Here is a 15,471-nt window from a genome sequence, read left to right on the forward strand (position 1 = left end):
TCAGTCTGCCCGAACCATCGTGCGCGGCCCGGTCAGCCGTTCCGCCCGCGTCGAGATGACCAGCATGCGGCCGAGCCGGTTCACCGCGAGCAGCGCGATGATCGCGCCGACCGAAACGGCCGCCGACGCGCCGATGTCGACCGCGACCACGTCCACTCCGATGCGCACCGCGATCAGCACCACCCACAGCGCCGAGGCGACGACGCCGGTGCGCACCATCAGTTGCCCGTCCTGCCGACTGAACTTCGACAGCACACCCATCAGCGCGCCGACCCCGAGCCCGAGCACACCCTCGAAGACCAGCAGCGCGATGTCTACGGTGTGCACCGCGGGGGCGTTGTCCGAGGATGAGAAGAGCATTACGCCGACGATGCCGAGCACCAGCGGCCCGCGCCACATCCGCGCCGGATCGAAGGGCCGCCACTGATTCTGTCGATAGATGATCCAGCCGAGTATCGCGATCACCAGCACGGCGGTGAGCAAGTTGTTCGAGGTCATGCCCGTAAGACTCCGCGAATCGCCGGTTGCCCGGCACCACCCGAGGGTGGAAGAGCGGGTGGAATCCGCCGGTCTACCCGACCGGGATCAGCTCACCCGGCGCGAACCTCGGCACCGGCGGCGGCACCGGCCGGAAGCCGCGCGGCAGCGCACGCAGAAACAGGAAGAACAACGCGACCAACAGCACCGCCCGGCCCCACACCCCGAACTGCACGACCTTCTCCATCTGCTCCGCGGGCCGGCCCGTGCCGAGCGCGTAGAAGTAGCGGAACACGCCGATCCCGAGCGCCGCGTCGGCGACCAGGTACGCGCCGATCGCCGTCCACGGCACCTCGAGCAGCACCAGGAACGGCACCAGCCACAGCGTGTACTGCGGCGAATGCACCTTGTGGAACAACAGGAATCCACACAGCATCGCGCCGCTCACCCCGACCCACGGGAACACACCCGTCGCGAGATAGCGCTTCCAGCCGAGCCACATGGCGAGCGCGAACGCGGCAAGCACCAGCACGGGCGAGGCGACCGAAACGACCTGCTGGAACAGCGCCTCGCTCTGCGTGTCCGCGCCGAACAGCGGCCGAAGTCCCCAGTACCAAATGGAATTCGTGGTGATGTCGGCCTGCCGCAGCTGCTGGAAGGTGATCGACGCGCGCCAGCCCTCGTATCCGGCCAGCGCGAACGGCAGGTTCACCGCGATCACCGTGCCGAGGGCCGCGCCCGCCGTCAGCAGCGCGCCGCGCACATCCATCCGCCGCTCGCCGGGCTCGCGTTCGACACCGCCGGTGAGCACGTACGCTAGCAGTGGCAGCACGAAAATTCCTGGATAGAGCTTCAAGCAGAACCCGAGGCCGAGCAGGATCGCGGCCAGAATTCCCCTGGTACGCAACGAATATCGGGTCAAGGTCGCGACCACATAGACCGCGGCGACGGCCGTGAAAACCACCGGCAGTTCCCAGTTGTGGAAGGCGTAGAGCACCAGCGGTGGCCCCGCCGCCCACAGCAGCGCCGCACGGCCCGCGAGCCGGGCCAGCATCCAGGCGGTCAGCAGCGCGAACGGCGCGAGCAGCAGCGCGGAATGCCGCAGGAAGTCGGCGTCGTTGTGCGCGCCCAGCGCACCGAGCCACATCAAAGTGCCGCTGAGCACCGGGTATTCGACCGCGCCGCCGACCAGCGTGCCGTCGTCGGTGATACCGCCGTGCACGTACGGGAAGACATGCTCGTTGATGTCGCGGCCGAGCCAGAGGAACTGGATATCGGAGTAACAAACATCCGAATCCTTGTCGGTATCGAATACCGAGCTGCGACCGTCCGCGCTGAACGGCGCACCCGCACACCGCGCCTTGTTCGCATACCCGAGCACGAGCGTGAGCCCGCACAGCACCAGCACCACCGCCGCCAGCGCCGCGCGACGGCCGACGCGGCGCGCGATCAGGTCGCTGCTGGCGAGTCCGGTCGGCATGTGGACCACCCTAAGCGGCGAGATACGTCAATGCCCGCGTTCCCTCGCCGATGGGATCGATTTCGGTGGTCAGGGGCGGTTCATGTAGCCTAGTCGGGTTGCTGACGCAACGACCCTCCTGCCACGGAGAGCCCGTGGCCGTTTCCTAGTCCACAGGAGGTGATTGGTCCGTGCGTCATTACGAAGTGATGGTTATCCTCGATCCCAGTCTGGACGAGCGCACCGTAGCCCCGTCTCTCGAGACGATGCTCACCGTGGTTCGTACCGAAGGCGGCAAGGTCGACAAGGTCGATATCTGGGGCCGCCGCAGGCTGGCCTACGAGATCGCCAAGCAGGCCGAGGGCATCTACGCGGTGGTCGATCTGACCGCGGAGCCCGCGACCGTGAGCGAACTCGACCGCCAGCTCGGCCTGAACGAGTCGGTGCTGCGCACCAAGGTTCTGCGCCACGACAAGTAGTCCCGCAACCCTCGATTGCGTCGGTGTCTATCTCTAGGCTCTAGCGCAACTAGCGAGATGCGGACTGCACCCCGAGCAGGAGGAACCACATGGCAGGCGACACGGTCATCACCGTCATCGGAAACTTGACGGCCGACCCCGAGCTTCGATTCACGCCCGCGGGAGCGGCGGTGGCCAACTTCACCGTCGCGTCGACACCCCGGATGTTCGACCGTAATTCGAACGAATGGAAAGACGGCGAAGCGCTTTTCCTGCGCTGCAATATCTGGCGCGAGGCTGCGGAAAATGTCGCCGAAAGCCTGACCCGAGGTTCCCGAGTCATCGTGAGTGGGCGGCTGAAGCAGCGCTCCTACGAAACCGCTCAGGGTGAGAAGCGCACCGTCGTCGAGCTCGAGGTCGACGAGGTCGGCCCCTCGTTGAAGTACGCCACCGCGAAGGTCAACAAGACCAGTCGCGGCGGCGGTGGTGGCGGCGGAGGCTTCGGGTCCGGCGGCAGCGGTGGCTCCGGCGGTGGCGGCAACGCCCCGGCCGGCTCCGGTGGCGGCGGTGGACGTTCCGGCGGTGCCGAGGACGATCCCTGGGGCAGTGCGCCCGCGGCAGGCTCCTTCGGGGGCGGCGGCCGCGTAGATGACGAACCGCCGTTCTGATAACGGCAATTCATAGGTCTGCCTCGCGTGGACCATCACTGATTACGGAGTAAAAGACCATGCCTAAAGCGCCAGCGCGCGAAAAGGTGCTCAAGAAGAAGGCCTGCGCATTCTGCAAGGAAGCCAAGTCCGGAATCGTCAACATCGATTACAAGGACACGGCACTGCTGCGTAAGTACGTCAGCGATCGCGGCAAGATCCGCGCCCGCCGCGTCACCGGCAACTGCGTGCAGCACCAGCGTGACATCGCGGTTGCCGTCAAGAACTCGCGTGAGGTGGCCCTGCTTCCTTACGTGTCGACGGCTCGCTGAGTAAGGGAGACACGCAAATGAAGTTGATTCTGACTGCAGACGTGGACAACCTCGGTGCGCCCGGCGACACCGTCGAGGTCAAGGACGGCTACGGCCGTAACTTCCTGCTGCCGCGCGGACTGGCCATCGTCGCCAGCCGTGGGGCCGAGAAGCAGGTCGCGGGCATCCGCCGGGCCCAGGACGCGCGCAAGGTGCGCGACCTGGATCACGCCAACGAACTGAAGCAGGCCATCGAGAACCTCGATGCCGTCGCGCTTTCGGTGAAGACGGCGGGCACCGGCAAGCTGTTCGGCTCGGTGACCCAGGCGGATGTCGCCTCGGCCATCAAGTCGGCCGGCGGGCCCGTGGTCGACAAGCGCAGCATCGAGCTGCCGAAGTCGCACATCAAGTCGACCGGCAAGCACGGCGTCGTGGTGCACCTGCACCCGGACGTGGTGGCCAAGTTCGACCTCACGGTCGCTGCCAGCTGATATAGCACCACTGCGAAGGCCACTCCCGTGTTCGGCACGGGGGTGGTCTTCGGCTGTGCGACGCTGCCCACTTTTCTGAGTAACTAATTGTTTGCCCTATAGGCAGCTCTGCCATACGGAACATTCTTGGCAAATCATTGCTGGTCACCGGGGTTCCCGGTGGCGGGCCTGTGGATTACTCAGGAAACCGACCGGTGGCAATGTGATTCAGCTCATAACCGTTACCCGTGCTGTTAACTCAACACGCCCGGCCGTTCAACTTGGCCGACACGCCGCGACTTTATTCATCCACACGTGGATAGATCAGGAAATCGATATCTATCTGCGGGTTTTCGTAGGATGACCTGGGTTTTCCCCAAGTAGTACACAGGGGGTGCACACAGTTAGGTGAACAGTCCCCAACTTATCCACAGGTGTGTGCACAGTACGGTTTGTTGACCGCCCTCAGGTCGCCTAGGTTCGTCGCTACGACGTGAAACAAGCGGCCCCGAACGTCCGGATCCATCGATATCGCAACGGTAGCTGGAACTCGCAGGTGGCACCAACCATCACGCGGGTGGCAACCGCTGCCCTGCGGCAGACGTGTCGGAGCCCGAGAGTGGGACCAATCATCAATAGGGTGAGCCCGGTAGGTGGAGAGAGGACGGTCGAGTCTCATGGCAGTCGTCGATGACCGAGGGCACGCGAACTATCCGCCCGAGCCGCCCGGCGAGGACTTCGGGCGCCAGCCACCGCACGACATGGCGGCCGAGCAGTCCGTGCTCGGCGGCATGCTGCTGAGCAAGGACGCGATCGCCGACGTCATCGAGGTGATGCGCCCCGGCGACTTCTACCGTCCCGCACACCAGCTCATCTACGACACCATCCTCGACCTCTACGGTCGCGGCGAACCCGCCGACCCGGTGACCGTCTCGGCCGGCCTGGACCGCCGCGGCGAACTCAAGCGAATCGGCGGACCGCCCTACCTCGTCACCCTCACCCAGACCGTCCCCACCGCGGCCAACGCTAGCTTCTACGCCGAGATCGTCGCCGAAAAGGCCATCCTGCGCCGCCTCGTCGAGGCAGGCACCCGGATCGTCCAGTACGGCTACGCCGGCGCGGACGGCCAGGACGTCGCCGAGGTCGTCGACCGCGCGCAAGCCGAGATCTACGAGGTCACCGAACGCCGCACCACCGAAGACTTCCTCCCCCTCGAGGAACTCCTGCAGCCCACGATGGACGAAATCGACTCCATCGCCAGCCGCGGCGGCATCTCCCTCGGCGTCCCCACCGGCTTCACCGAACTAGACGAACTCACCAACGGCCTCCACCCAGGCCAAATGATCATCGTCGCGGCCCGACCCGGCGTCGGAAAAGCCCTCGCCCTCGACACTCCCCTGCCGACTCCCACCGGCTGGACCACCATGGGCGAAGTCCGCGTCGGCGACGAACTCCTCGACGCCAACGGCCGCCCCACCCGCGTCGTAGCCGCCACCGATATCCTCACCGACCGCCCGTGCTACGAGGTCGAATTCTCCGACGGCACAGTGCTCGTCGCCGACGAGGAACACCAATGGCTCACTGTCACCAGAGCCTCTCGGCGATCCGCGCAGCAGGCGGCGACCGGCTACAACCGTTATCGCAATCAGCGCACCTTCGCTGCGGTCCGCACTACCGGCGACATCGCGAGCACGCTGCGCTGTGACACTGCCGATCGCAGGCTCAATCACTCCGTCACCAATGCGCAGCCGCTCCAGTTGCCGACTCGCGATCTGTTGGTGCCGCCATACACCCTCGGTGCCTGGCTCGGAGACGGTACTTCAGCAGCCGCACAGCTGACTTCGGCCGATCCGGAGATCGTCGCCCGCATCGAAGCGGAAGGACTGGTGGCACTCCCGTCGCAGTCCGCATACCTGCGCTATCACCTGCAGCTGCCTGCTGATGAGCCGATCTCGTCGCGCGAATGCGTGGTGTGCGGAGCCGAGTTCGTTCCGTTCACCAGCGAGGTTCGTACCTGCGGCCGTTCGTGCGGCGGCAAGGCGCGGTTCCTTTCCGCCCCGGTCGCCGCGCCGACCTGCGCGTATTGCGGTGGCCCGTCGATCGGCCTCCGCTTGTGCCAGTCGTGCCGAAACACGGTGGGCAGCGTGCAAGCTCGGCTGCGGACGATCGGTGTGCTCGGCGACAAACACATTCCGATGCAGTATCTCCGATCCGCCGAGGCACAGCGCCGCGCGCTGCTCGCGGGTTTGCTGGATACCGATGGCACTGTGACCCATGGCGGTTCGGTCCAATTCAGCGTCACCAACGAGCGGTTGTTCCGAGACGTTCAGGAGCTTGTTGTCAGCCTCGGATACCGCTGCCACGTCTCCACGAAGCGGGTTCGTGGCCGGTCCGAGAGTTCGTCGACCGCTTACACAATGACGTTCGCCACCGACGACGAAGTATTCGGCCTATACCGAAAGGCGCTCCTGCACAAGGAACGCCGAGCGAGCCGCAGCACCGCGCGATCCGGTTCGCGCTACATCGTGGACGTCCGTCGCATCGACAGCGTGCCCGTCCGCTGCGTCGAGGTCGACAACGCCGACCATCTGTACCTGGCCGGGCGTTCGATGGTGCCGACGCACAACTCCACGCTCGGCATGGATTTCATGCGCAGTTGCTCGATCAAGCATGGGATGCCCAGCGTTATTTTCTCGCTGGAGATGAGTAAAACGGAAATTGTCATGCGTCTGTTGTCTGCCGAGGCGAAGATCAAGCTCGGCGATATGCGCGCCGGGCGGATGAGTGATGACGACTGGACCAAACTGGCGCGGCGGATGAGTGAGATCAGTGAGGCTCCGCTGTTCGTCGACGACTCGCCGAACTTGACCATGATGGAGATTCGTGCGAAGGCGCGACGGCTCAAACAGCGCCATGATCTGAAACTTGTTGTGGTGGACTACCTCCAGCTGATGTCCTCGGGTAAGAAGGTCGAATCCCGGCAGCAGGAAGTCTCGGACTTCTCGCGAAGTCTGAAGCTGCTCGCCAAGGAACTCGAGGTCCCGGTGATCGCGATCAGCCAGCTGAACCGTGGTCCCGAACAACGAACCGACAAGCGCCCCATGGTGTCCGACCTTCGCGAATCGGGCAGCCTGGAACAAGATGCCGACATGGTCATCCTGCTGCACCGCCCGGACGCCATCGAACGAGACGACCCGCGCGGCGGCGAAGCCGACCTGATCGTCGGCAAACACCGTAACGGCCCAACCGCCACCATCACCGTCGCCCACCAGCTGCATTTGAGCCGGTTCGTGGATATGGCCCGCGGCTAGGAAGCAAAATTCGGGTTCGACGATGTTGCCGTCGATGATCGTCGCGATGCTGGCCGCTCGGTGCGTAATCTTCGTCAGTTGCCTTCCACAGCAGGAGGATTCAGGTTGGCGCGGGCGGCGGTGTCGAGAGCAGCACAGTCGGTACGGTGGTATCCGTGCACCTCGGACTGGCCACTCTGATCGATCCTCGCCTCCGGCTTCTCGTTGCCGAGTCACGCGCCTTCTATGAAAAGCGCGCGGCCGGAAGGGGTCCGAACAGTTCGGCGGAGCTTCGCATAGTCCGAGCCGGTGTCGCCGAGCCTGCCCCAGCAAGTCCGCCAGCCGTCGAAGAGCTCGTCGTCGTCGACGGACGCAGCGTCCCACTGCGGATCCACACTCCCGTCGACACGGCGGTGAAAGGCGTGTTCCTGGAGATCCACGGGGGCGGTTTCTACATGGGGTCGGCCGCTGGCAGCGACGTCCGCAACCGCCAGCTCGCCGACGCACTCGGCGTCGTGGTCGCGAGCGTGGACTATCGGCTAGCGCCCGAATATCCGTGGCCAGCCGCTCCGGACGATTGCGAAACCGCCGCGCTCTGGCTCGTCGAGCACGCCCGGCACCGTTTCGGCACAGCGGAACTCGCTATCGGCGGCTTTTCGGCTGGCGCAACACTGGCGATGACGACGCTGCTGCGCCTGCGTGATCGGGGGGTAGCCGCATTCAACTGTGCTGTGCTGCAATTCGGGACCTATGACCTGAGTGCACATACACCGGCTGGACGTCTGATCGCCGACGAGTACTTCCTCGAGGCCTACGCCGGGACGGCACCGGACCGCACAAACCCGGACCTCTCTCCGATCTACGCCGAACTCTCCAACCTGCCTCCGGTCCTCATGGTCGTCGGAGACGCCGACATCCTGCTTCAGGACAACCTGGCCATGGCCGCTCGGCTATCAGCCTCCGGTGCAGACATCGATCTCCGCGTCTACCCTGACTCGCCCCACGGGTTCACGGGACACCCGACCCGGATGGCGCAGGCCGCGCTCGACGACATCCACACATGGCTCGGCGGTCAGCTGAGCCCGACACCTTGAGCCGGCAATATCGACATCCACGCCTTCGCCGGTGTCACCCACCAGATCTGTCTAATAAGCGGAACCTGATCGAGGCAGGTGCACAACTCTGAGTGGTCAAGGGCCACTGGGCCGTCCGCGCGAAAGTAGGTCGGCTGTTAACGTGCCCGGATGGAGACTGTGGGGGAGTTCGTTGTCGGTGTCGATACCGTAGCGGTTCAGAAAGCCCGTCGTCGGACGCTCCGGTTGATGACGACATCGGTGATTGTGGAATTGGTAAGTGCGGTGGTGATTTCGGCGTTAGCAGGGCTCATGGTGTGGCTCGCCGGGCCGATCGGCCTCTTGCAGTTCGCGGTGGTGGCCGTCTTCATTTTCGGTGCGCAACGGACCCTCCGAAACCGGCGGCGTCTGCGAGACAAGTGGGCCGCCGAGGGCATTTGTCCCAACGCAATGCGGTTGTCCGCCAACGGCCTTCGGCTCAGTATCGACGGTGCGCCGGACTCCGTCTTTCTGCCTTGGGGCACTGTGCAAGGGTTACGGGTGCATCGATGGCGGGGCCAGCAGTTGCTGGTGGTCGACCTGATTCCCGGAGTAGGCGTTTCCACTTCCGGCGTTCACGGCCTTGACCACCCCGACGCACAAGCGATGCTCCGGAAACGGACCCACGGCACCACCGGCCTCCGGACCGCGGTGCGTATCCTCACCCAGCCGTTGCCGGCCATCGATCAGGCCGCAGCGTACTTCACCGCAGGACGGGTCCGCGTTCACTGAAGCAATGCCATCGCGCTACCGCTGACCTGCACAGTACGACTTCACGCAGGCCGGATCGGAGTTACGGCCATCCGGCTAGGGGCAGTTTGTATTTCGGTGCGTTGGTCGGCGGCGGTGATCAGGTCGTCGAGGCGGTGCAGGGCGTTGGTCATGGTGACGAGGTGGCCGGCGAGGCGGCTGCGCTCGGCGAGTAGTTCGTCGCGCTGGGTGGGGGTGGTGTGGCCGGTGTCGATGCAGGGCAACAGCTTTGCGATCGTGCGGCTGCCGAGTCCGGCCGCGTAGAACAGTTGGAAGATGCGTACCCGCTCGACCGCTTCCTCGGTGTAGACGCGCTGGCCGGAGGCGGTGCGCTCGGGGATGAGTAGTTGCTGTTCCTCGTAGTACCGCAGGGCGCGCACGCTGACACCGGCGCGGTGGGCGAGTTCTCCGATTCGCATGAGATGTGCCCTCTTTCACGCTGGATCGGCTTGCCTCTCACGCCGACGTCAGGTTTTAGCGTAGCGGTCATGGAACTCGAGAACTCGATCGCACTGGTGACCGGCGCCAATCGTGGCATCGGCCGACGCTTCGTCACTGAATTGCAGAGCCGGGGTGCGTTGAAGATCTATGCGGCAGCCCGCAATCCGGCGGAGGTGGATCAGCCCGGGGTGATACCGCTCCGGTTGGATGTCACCGACGATGCGTCCGTAACGGCCGCGGCGGCAGCGGCGGGTGACGTGACGCTGTTGATCAACAACGCCGGCATGTCGACGTTCGCGAAACTGGTCGACGGCGCGATGCCCGATATCCGGCAGGAGATGGAGACCAACTACTTCGGAACCTTGCGCATGGTGCGCGCCTTCGCACCGGTGCTGGCCGCGAACGGCGGGGGTGCGGTGCTCAATGTGCTGTCGGTGATGGCCTGGATGGCCTACGAACATTCCAACAGCTACTCCGCCGCCAAGGCCGCGGCCTGGGCGCTGACCAACGGCATCCGCCTCGAGCTCGCGGATCAGGGCACCCAGGTCACCGGACTGGCCATGGCCAGCGTCGATACCGACATGATGGCCGGTATCGACGTCGACAAGAGCGACCCGGCCCTGATCGCGCGCCGCGCACTCGACGGCGTGCGTGCGGGCGCCCTCGAGGTGCTGGCCGACGCGCAGACCGTGGCGTGGAAGGCGCGCCTCGGCGAGGATCCGGCACTGCTCTATCCGCAACTCGTCCGCCGAGAAAGCGCTCCAGTTCCGCGGTGACGAACTGCAGGTTGTCTTGTCCCGCATAGGTAACGTCCTCCGCGCGAGCGATGTCGGTCGCGCGGAGGACCGACCAGACCGCCGCACCGGCATGGATACACCGGGGTCAGGAGGCGGCGATGTCGACGACGAGCCGGGTAGGGCTGGTGAGACTGGTGACGTCGAATCCGACGCGCCCGCTGTTCACGCCGATGAACTGCCTGTGCACGCCTTCGAACGATCCCGCGGGAAAGACCTCCGCGATCGCAGGTTCGGGCGAGTAGACGGGCTGGTACCGCGGGCCGTCGAAGGACGACGACGCGTGGTCGATACTCACCAGCAGAATCGATTGCCCGTGGAGTGCGATCGGCTTTCCGGATCCGTCCCACGTCGCCTCGTCCACCCAGCTCACGTACCACCCCGGCTTTCCTGGGCCCTCGAGGTCGAAGACGACCCGGGTGAATCCAGGGTGTCGGCCCGTACGCACACCGGTGACCGTCAACGAGGAATCGTCAGAAGACTTGCTTTGTTTCGGACCGATGTCCGTGGGGACCTTCCTCGGCGGTTCGGTACCGCGGGCCGGTGGTGCCGGATTCGCCGACGGCGGGGCAGGTTGAGCGGGCGATGCCGAAGTGGCCGCACCGGTTTCATGGCTGCCGTCATGCGCGGTGGACGGCCCCGCGCCGGGGGCCGTCGAGCAGCCGGACAGCACGATGCCCACACCGACAGCGCAGATAAGGATTTGAGTTTTCATGCTTGTAGAACCCCCCTAACTCTCTATGCCCCAACGGCTTCAGGCGGTTGGCGCATCAACTAGCAGGGCCCAGCATCTCACCCAGGGAGCCGTCGACGAAACTCTCTTACCGAGGCGGGTGTACCCGGGAGTTGAGCTCCTCGGGTGACGGGACGCCGAGGCGGTCCATCTCGGCCACGCACACCCGGACCGCCTCAGCGGCGTCGTAAGTGATGTCGGGTTCGACACGCTTATCCGGAACGACCGTGAACCGTCCGTCGCCCGCCGACCGCACCCACGGTCCGGGCACCCGATACTCGTCCGCGGTCGGTCGAAACGACATCCACCACAGCGTCGTGAACGGGAACATCCGCCGCAACCGCGGCTCCAGCATCGCTGCCTCGATGAACTCGGCCAGGTCGTTCTCGTGATAAGTGTGTGCGCGGTACATCTGCCACATGAGCTCGATCCGGTCGCCACTGTCGTACGCGTCGGCAACGTCGACGAAGTCGGCGAACGGCCACGTGGCGGCCAGCTCCCGCGCGGTGGCGCCGCTGAGCCAGACCGCAGCAGATCCGGTGACCTCCGCCAGGTCGGTCGTGGCGAGCGCGCTCAGAGACGCCCATCTGAGTGTGTTCAGATCCGCCGCCCGCACTTTGTGCTGCACGCGGAACAGGCGTTTGTTCACAAACGGCATGATCTCCACTGCGCGGTCGTGCTTGCTGGCCGTGACCAGGAAGCCACTGAAGGCACCCTCAGCTTCGTACCTAGCGATAGCGCAGTCGACACACGCGGCCCAAAGTACGGCCTCGAGGCCACCTCCGTCGACCAGGTCCTGGTACAGCGATTCGACCATGCCGTCCAAGTTACTCGCGGCGCCGCCGTCGATGTCGGAATACCAACCCCTACAGGAGATTCCGAGCTGCGGTCAGCACAAGGCGCTGGCCGCTCGGACTTCGGTGAGGGTGCGTCGGGCGAGGTCACCGAAGTTGTCGTTGTTGGCCGGGTCGGTCCAGCGCTCGTAGGCGAGCTTCCAGGCGAGTGCGCCCAGTGCGGCTGCCACGCGGGCGGTCAGGGTGGGCACGCCGCGGCGCTCGAGTGCCTCGACCATCGCGGCGGTGAGACCTAGGCCCTTCAAGGCCTCACGTTCGCGCAGTTCAGGATGGGCGGCCAGCACGGCCCGCCGCCGCGCGCCGAACTCGCGGCGATCGGAGGTGAAGGCTTCGCGCCCGATCACGGTCAAGGCGTGCGCCACCGCGTCGAGCGGTCCGGCTTCGGCCGGTGCTGCGGCGATCCCGTCGACCAGTAGTCCGGTCATCGTGCCGCCGCCGAAGAGGACCTCCCGTTTGTCCGGGAAGTGCCGGAAGAAGGTGCTTTTCGTGAGCCCGGCGCGTTCGGCGATCTCGATCACCGTCGTGTTTTCGTAACCCTGTTCCTCGAACAGCTCGAGGGCAGCGACGACGAGTCGCTGCGAGGCGTTGGGTTGCCAGCGGGCCATGGCAAACATATTACGGGACTTGGTCCCGTCACTGAGCGTACAGTGATGGGACCAAGTCCCGTTAGGTTGTTGGAGGTAGTCATGAGCCGAGCCGTCATCTACGAAACATTCGGCGGTCCCGAGGTCCTGGAGCTGCGGGAGGTTCCGCAACCGCATGCCGGGCCACGCGCGGTCCGCGTCCGCGTCACGGCCGCCGGTCTGAATCCCATGGACTGGGGTATCGCCGCGCGCCCCGAGGCCGCAGCACAGTTCGGCATCACCGTGCCGTCCGGCTTCGGTTACGACTTCGCCGGTGTCATCGACGAAATCGGCGACGACGCTACGGGTTTCGCGGTAGGTGACCGCGTCTACGGTGGTGCGTTGGGTAGAGCCGTCGCCGATTTCGTGGTTGTCGAGACACCTACGACGGCAGCCGAAATGCTGTGGCACACACCAGAAGGCATCAGTGACGAGGTGGCAGCCACGCTCCCGGTGGCAGGTATGACCGCCGCCGCCGCGTTGGCCGCGATCGACCTGCGGTCCGGCGACACCGTCCTGATCGGCGGCGCCGCGGGCGGAGTGGGCGTGTTCGCCGTACAACTCGCGAAACTGGCCGGCGCCAAGGTAATCGGGACAGCCTCGGCGAGCACGTTCGAGTTCCTGCGCGGGTTCGGCACCGAGCCCGTGGCCTACGGCCCCGGATTGGCGGACCGAGTGCGGACGCTGGCTCCCGAGGGCATCACCGCGGCAACCGATCTGTTCGGCACCGAAACAGCCGAGACCGCACTCACACTCGGTGTACCACCCGAGCGAATCTCCACCGTAGCCGCAGGCCCCAACCCGCCCGGCGGCGTCCGCGCGACCGGCGGCCTCGATGCGAGCCCAGATGCCATGGCACACATCACCGCCGCGATCCTCGCAGGCACAATCACCGTCCCGATCGCCGCAACCTTCCCGATCGAGAAGATCCGCTACGCCGTAACCCAGCAAGCTGAACGCCACGTCCACGGCAAAATCGTGATCACGCTATAGACCGCGCGCCCACTGCCCGGTCGAAGCCAACCTGCTACCGGGGGCGCTCGGCGATCACTTCGATGGTGTCGGCGTCGATCAGTAGCAGCGACGGGACCAGTTCGCTGCTTGTGTCCGGGGAGGTGAGTACGGCTTGTCTGATTTCCTCGACCTGGCCTGAGCTCGCTCCTGCGATGAGGATATGGTCTGGGCTGATGAGGCCTACGATCAGTCGGTCTTCACCGACTTGCTCGGCGCACTTTTCGTGGAAATCGTCGAGCAGGATCGCCGATGCCACGCAGGGGCCGTCGCGCTCCATGGTGGCCATGGTGCCGAGCTCCTCGTCCGGGGCCACCTTGAAGGTGAGGCCGGACTTCACGTTCCCGAGGGCTTCGATTGCCAGCTCCTCGAGCTGCTCCTCGGTCATCGATTCGAACTTGCTCCGAGTCAGATGGGACATGCCGATCCGGCCGTCGGGCGTGGTCGTCACCGTGGCAAAACCGAAGTACAGCTTGCCATCGACCAGCGGCAGGGAGGCGGAAAACGGCAGCGGGTCGGCGGTGCTGTGCAGGATCGGCAGCCATTCGCCGACCTGCTCGGCCCGCACGAACATCTCCTCGCTCCGCTCGCGCTGCTTGATGTTCTCGACCTCGGCCATTACCTGCCCCGCGTGTTCGAGGGCGGCGCTCCAGTCCGGGCCCTCGGGACGCTCGAAGATGTGGGTGTACTCGGCTGCGGGGAACGTCTCGGCCAGGAAGTCCTGGTCGGTGCGGGAGGGCTGCCAAGTGCTATGCACTCTGGTCACGTCCGAAGACCGGAGCTGGCGCTCCCGCTGGGCTTGCTGCCACGCTTGCCGGACGGAGTCCTGGTCCTGGGCGGGCGCAGCCGCGCTGATGAGGTCGTCGTCGTTCGCATTCAGTTGGAAGACAACGACATTGAAGGTCATATCCGGTGCCACGTGCGGTGCCTCTACTCAGCGGCCGCACCGGTCCGGCACCGCAAAAGTAGGGGCTGGGGGGATTGCTCGGACATCGCTACCGTGGTTTGGCTTCCTAACCAAAGGAGATTGGTATGCGTATCAGAAACAGTGTGGCTGTATCGGTATCGGCTGCCGCTTTCGTCTTGACGGCGCTGGTGGCCGCGCCGACCGCGGGCGCGGATCCGGCACCCGCGCCTGCGCCGAGTTCGGGCAGCGCGAACCTGCAGTGCTTGATCCAAGTCATGATCCACGGCGAAGTTCCCGGGATCTGCTAGCGCGCCAACCGTTTCCGAGATCGCCGCGCCCGGCCCAGCACGTCACGCGTGAAACAGGTGCCGACTCCGAGGCCCTACAGCAATCGCTGTAGGGCCTCCTTAATTTCCAGAGGCACTACATTATGGCTGAGAAGACACAGCGTCCGGTGAAGCAGCCGGGCACTGGAACCTTTGTCGGACAACGTGAAAGCCGCAGTTCATAATTTGCGGTGCAGGGCTGCGGCTTTACACAGGGGGAGTTAAGTATGGGGCGGTCCCAGAAGTTGATCGGTGCCATGACACTGGTGTGGATGCTGGGCAGCGCGGTAGCGGCGATGGCCTTCGCGGGCGGTGTGCTGAACCTGATTTTCGCGATAGTCCAGTGGACTGACTCGGAAGTCGCCATGGCACTGTTTATTCCGATAAGCGTCCTGGTGGGTATCGGTGGATGGATGATCGTGCTGGCTGCCGCATGGCGGGTGCGCCGGAATTACCTGCGGCGGACCGGGGTCGCGATGTCCGCCGTGGTGGTCGAATCCGATCTGCGACGCAAGCACGGTCGGGCCATGTTCAATTTCGATTTGTGGCAGGTGCAGGTCGAAGCGCAGTTCCCGCACCCGGACTCGGGTACGGATGCGCGCGTCCAGAAGCGGTACTTCTATCCGCAATTCCGCGAGGTCAAAGCGCGTGCACTGGCCGAGCGACTGAGCATCGGCAGCTCGGTTCCCCTTGTGGTGCACAAGAATTACGCAGTATTCGATATTCCCAAACGACCCATCTGGGCCGATATCTGGTGACCGTGATAATCGGCACGTGATGGCGCTGCCGCACCGCGCGCTCAGGTCGA

General features: G+C 65.1%; 18 protein-coding genes. 11 read left to right on the forward strand and 7 right to left on the reverse strand.

The genetic code is table 11. The features are described from left to right. Entirely contained in the window at window positions 1-498 is a 498-nt protein-coding gene (locus ACFWF1_RS02235; RefSeq protein WP_379283338.1) for a hypothetical protein, read from the reverse strand. A 73-nt stretch (window positions 499-571) separates the two neighbouring features. Further along, window positions 572-1,957, reverse strand: a complete 1,386-nt coding sequence (locus ACFWF1_RS02240) for a glycosyltransferase family 87 protein (RefSeq protein ID WP_379283337.1) — start codon at window positions 1,955-1,957, stop codon at window positions 572-574. A gap of 170 nt (window positions 1,958-2,127) precedes the next feature. On the opposite strand from ACFWF1_RS02240, the gene rpsF reads away from it, so the two are divergent. The 7 genes from rpsF (at window position 2,128) to ACFWF1_RS02275 (ending at window position 8,956) form a co-directional block, all read left to right on the forward strand. Further along, on the forward strand, window positions 2,128-2,415 hold the full coding sequence (rpsF, locus tag ACFWF1_RS02245) for a 30S ribosomal protein S6 (protein WP_150400327.1): 288 nt from the start codon (window positions 2,128-2,130) through the stop codon (window positions 2,413-2,415). A gap of 89 nt (window positions 2,416-2,504) precedes the next feature. Further along, window positions 2,505-3,062: a single-stranded DNA-binding protein gene (locus ACFWF1_RS02250; RefSeq protein ID WP_379283336.1), complete on the forward strand. Its 558-nt coding sequence runs from the start codon at window positions 2,505-2,507 to the stop codon at window positions 3,060-3,062. 59 nt (window positions 3,063-3,121) lie between these two features. Further along, on the forward strand, window positions 3,122-3,373 hold the full coding sequence (gene rpsR, locus ACFWF1_RS02255; RefSeq protein ID WP_014989074.1) for a 30S ribosomal protein S18: 252 nt from the start codon (window positions 3,122-3,124) through the stop codon (window positions 3,371-3,373). Window positions 3,374-3,390: 17 nt separating this feature from the next. Further along, window positions 3,391-3,843, forward strand: coding sequence for a 50S ribosomal protein L9 (gene rplI / locus ACFWF1_RS02260; RefSeq protein WP_379283334.1), 453 nt, complete (start codon window positions 3,391-3,393; stop codon window positions 3,841-3,843). A gap of 656 nt (window positions 3,844-4,499) precedes the next feature. After that, window positions 4,500-7,133 (forward strand): replicative DNA helicase, encoded by a 2,634-nt coding sequence (gene dnaB, locus ACFWF1_RS02265; protein WP_379283333.1) that lies wholly within the window; start codon window positions 4,500-4,502, stop codon window positions 7,131-7,133. Between the two features lie 155 nt (window positions 7,134-7,288). Beyond that, on the forward strand, window positions 7,289-8,206 hold the full coding sequence (locus tag ACFWF1_RS02270; protein ID WP_379283420.1) for an alpha/beta hydrolase: 918 nt from the start codon (window positions 7,289-7,291) through the stop codon (window positions 8,204-8,206). A 228-nt stretch (window positions 8,207-8,434) separates the two neighbouring features. Then, window positions 8,435-8,956 carry a hypothetical protein gene (locus tag ACFWF1_RS02275; protein ID WP_379322148.1) on the forward strand — a complete coding sequence of 174 codons (522 nt, stop codon included), beginning with the start codon at window positions 8,435-8,437 and terminating at the stop codon, window positions 8,954-8,956. Window positions 8,957-8,997: 41 nt separating this feature from the next. On the opposite strand, the gene ACFWF1_RS02280 is transcribed toward ACFWF1_RS02275, so the two are convergent. Then, window positions 8,998-9,393 (reverse strand): MerR family transcriptional regulator, encoded by a 396-nt coding sequence (locus ACFWF1_RS02280; protein ID WP_379283331.1) that lies wholly within the window; start codon window positions 9,391-9,393, stop codon window positions 8,998-9,000. Window positions 9,394-9,462: 69 nt separating this feature from the next. On the opposite strand from ACFWF1_RS02280, the gene ACFWF1_RS02285 reads away from it, so the two are divergent. Next, complete coding sequence (locus ACFWF1_RS02285; RefSeq protein WP_379283330.1) at window positions 9,463-10,191, forward strand: SDR family oxidoreductase; 729 nt, start codon at window positions 9,463-9,465, stop codon at window positions 10,189-10,191. Between the two features lie 106 nt (window positions 10,192-10,297). On the opposite strand, the gene ACFWF1_RS02290 is transcribed toward ACFWF1_RS02285, so the two are convergent. From ACFWF1_RS02290 to ACFWF1_RS02300, 3 genes are all read right to left on the reverse strand, one after another. Further along, window positions 10,298-10,924 (reverse strand): hypothetical protein, encoded by a 627-nt coding sequence (locus tag ACFWF1_RS02290; RefSeq protein WP_379283329.1) that lies wholly within the window; start codon window positions 10,922-10,924, stop codon window positions 10,298-10,300. Between the two features lie 106 nt (window positions 10,925-11,030). Next, window positions 11,031-11,759: a DUF6193 family natural product biosynthesis protein gene (locus ACFWF1_RS02295; protein ID WP_379283328.1), complete on the reverse strand. Its 729-nt coding sequence runs from the start codon at window positions 11,757-11,759 to the stop codon at window positions 11,031-11,033. A gap of 72 nt (window positions 11,760-11,831) precedes the next feature. Beyond that, the gene (locus tag ACFWF1_RS02300; protein ID WP_379283327.1) at window positions 11,832-12,401 is read right to left on the reverse strand and encodes a TetR/AcrR family transcriptional regulator; all 570 of its coding nucleotides are present in this window, start codon (window positions 12,399-12,401) and stop codon (window positions 11,832-11,834) included. 81 nt (window positions 12,402-12,482) lie between these two features. Here ACFWF1_RS02300 and ACFWF1_RS02305 point away from each other — a divergent pair, with 81 nt between their 5' ends. Next, window positions 12,483-13,412, forward strand: a complete 930-nt coding sequence (locus ACFWF1_RS02305; RefSeq protein ID WP_379283325.1) for an NADP-dependent oxidoreductase — start codon at window positions 12,483-12,485, stop codon at window positions 13,410-13,412. 34 nt (window positions 13,413-13,446) lie between these two features. On the opposite strand, the gene ACFWF1_RS02310 is transcribed toward ACFWF1_RS02305, so the two are convergent. Then, window positions 13,447-14,337, reverse strand: a complete 891-nt coding sequence (locus ACFWF1_RS02310; RefSeq protein ID WP_379283324.1) for a hypothetical protein — start codon at window positions 14,335-14,337, stop codon at window positions 13,447-13,449. Window positions 14,338-14,462: 125 nt separating this feature from the next. On the opposite strand from ACFWF1_RS02310, the gene ACFWF1_RS02315 reads away from it, so the two are divergent. Further along, window positions 14,463-14,645 carry a hypothetical protein gene (locus tag ACFWF1_RS02315; protein WP_379283323.1) on the forward strand — a complete coding sequence of 61 codons (183 nt, stop codon included), beginning with the start codon at window positions 14,463-14,465 and terminating at the stop codon, window positions 14,643-14,645. Window positions 14,646-14,935: 290 nt separating this feature from the next. Further along, window positions 14,936-15,421, forward strand: coding sequence for a hypothetical protein (locus ACFWF1_RS02320; protein WP_379283322.1), 486 nt, complete (start codon window positions 14,936-14,938; stop codon window positions 15,419-15,421). Window positions 15,422-15,471: the final 50 nt, after the last annotated feature.

Origin of the sequence: Nocardia sp. NPDC060255 (assembly GCF_042727395.1) — a bacterium.
In the GTDB taxonomy this organism is placed as follows: Bacteria; Actinomycetota; Actinomycetes; order Mycobacteriales; family Mycobacteriaceae; genus Nocardia.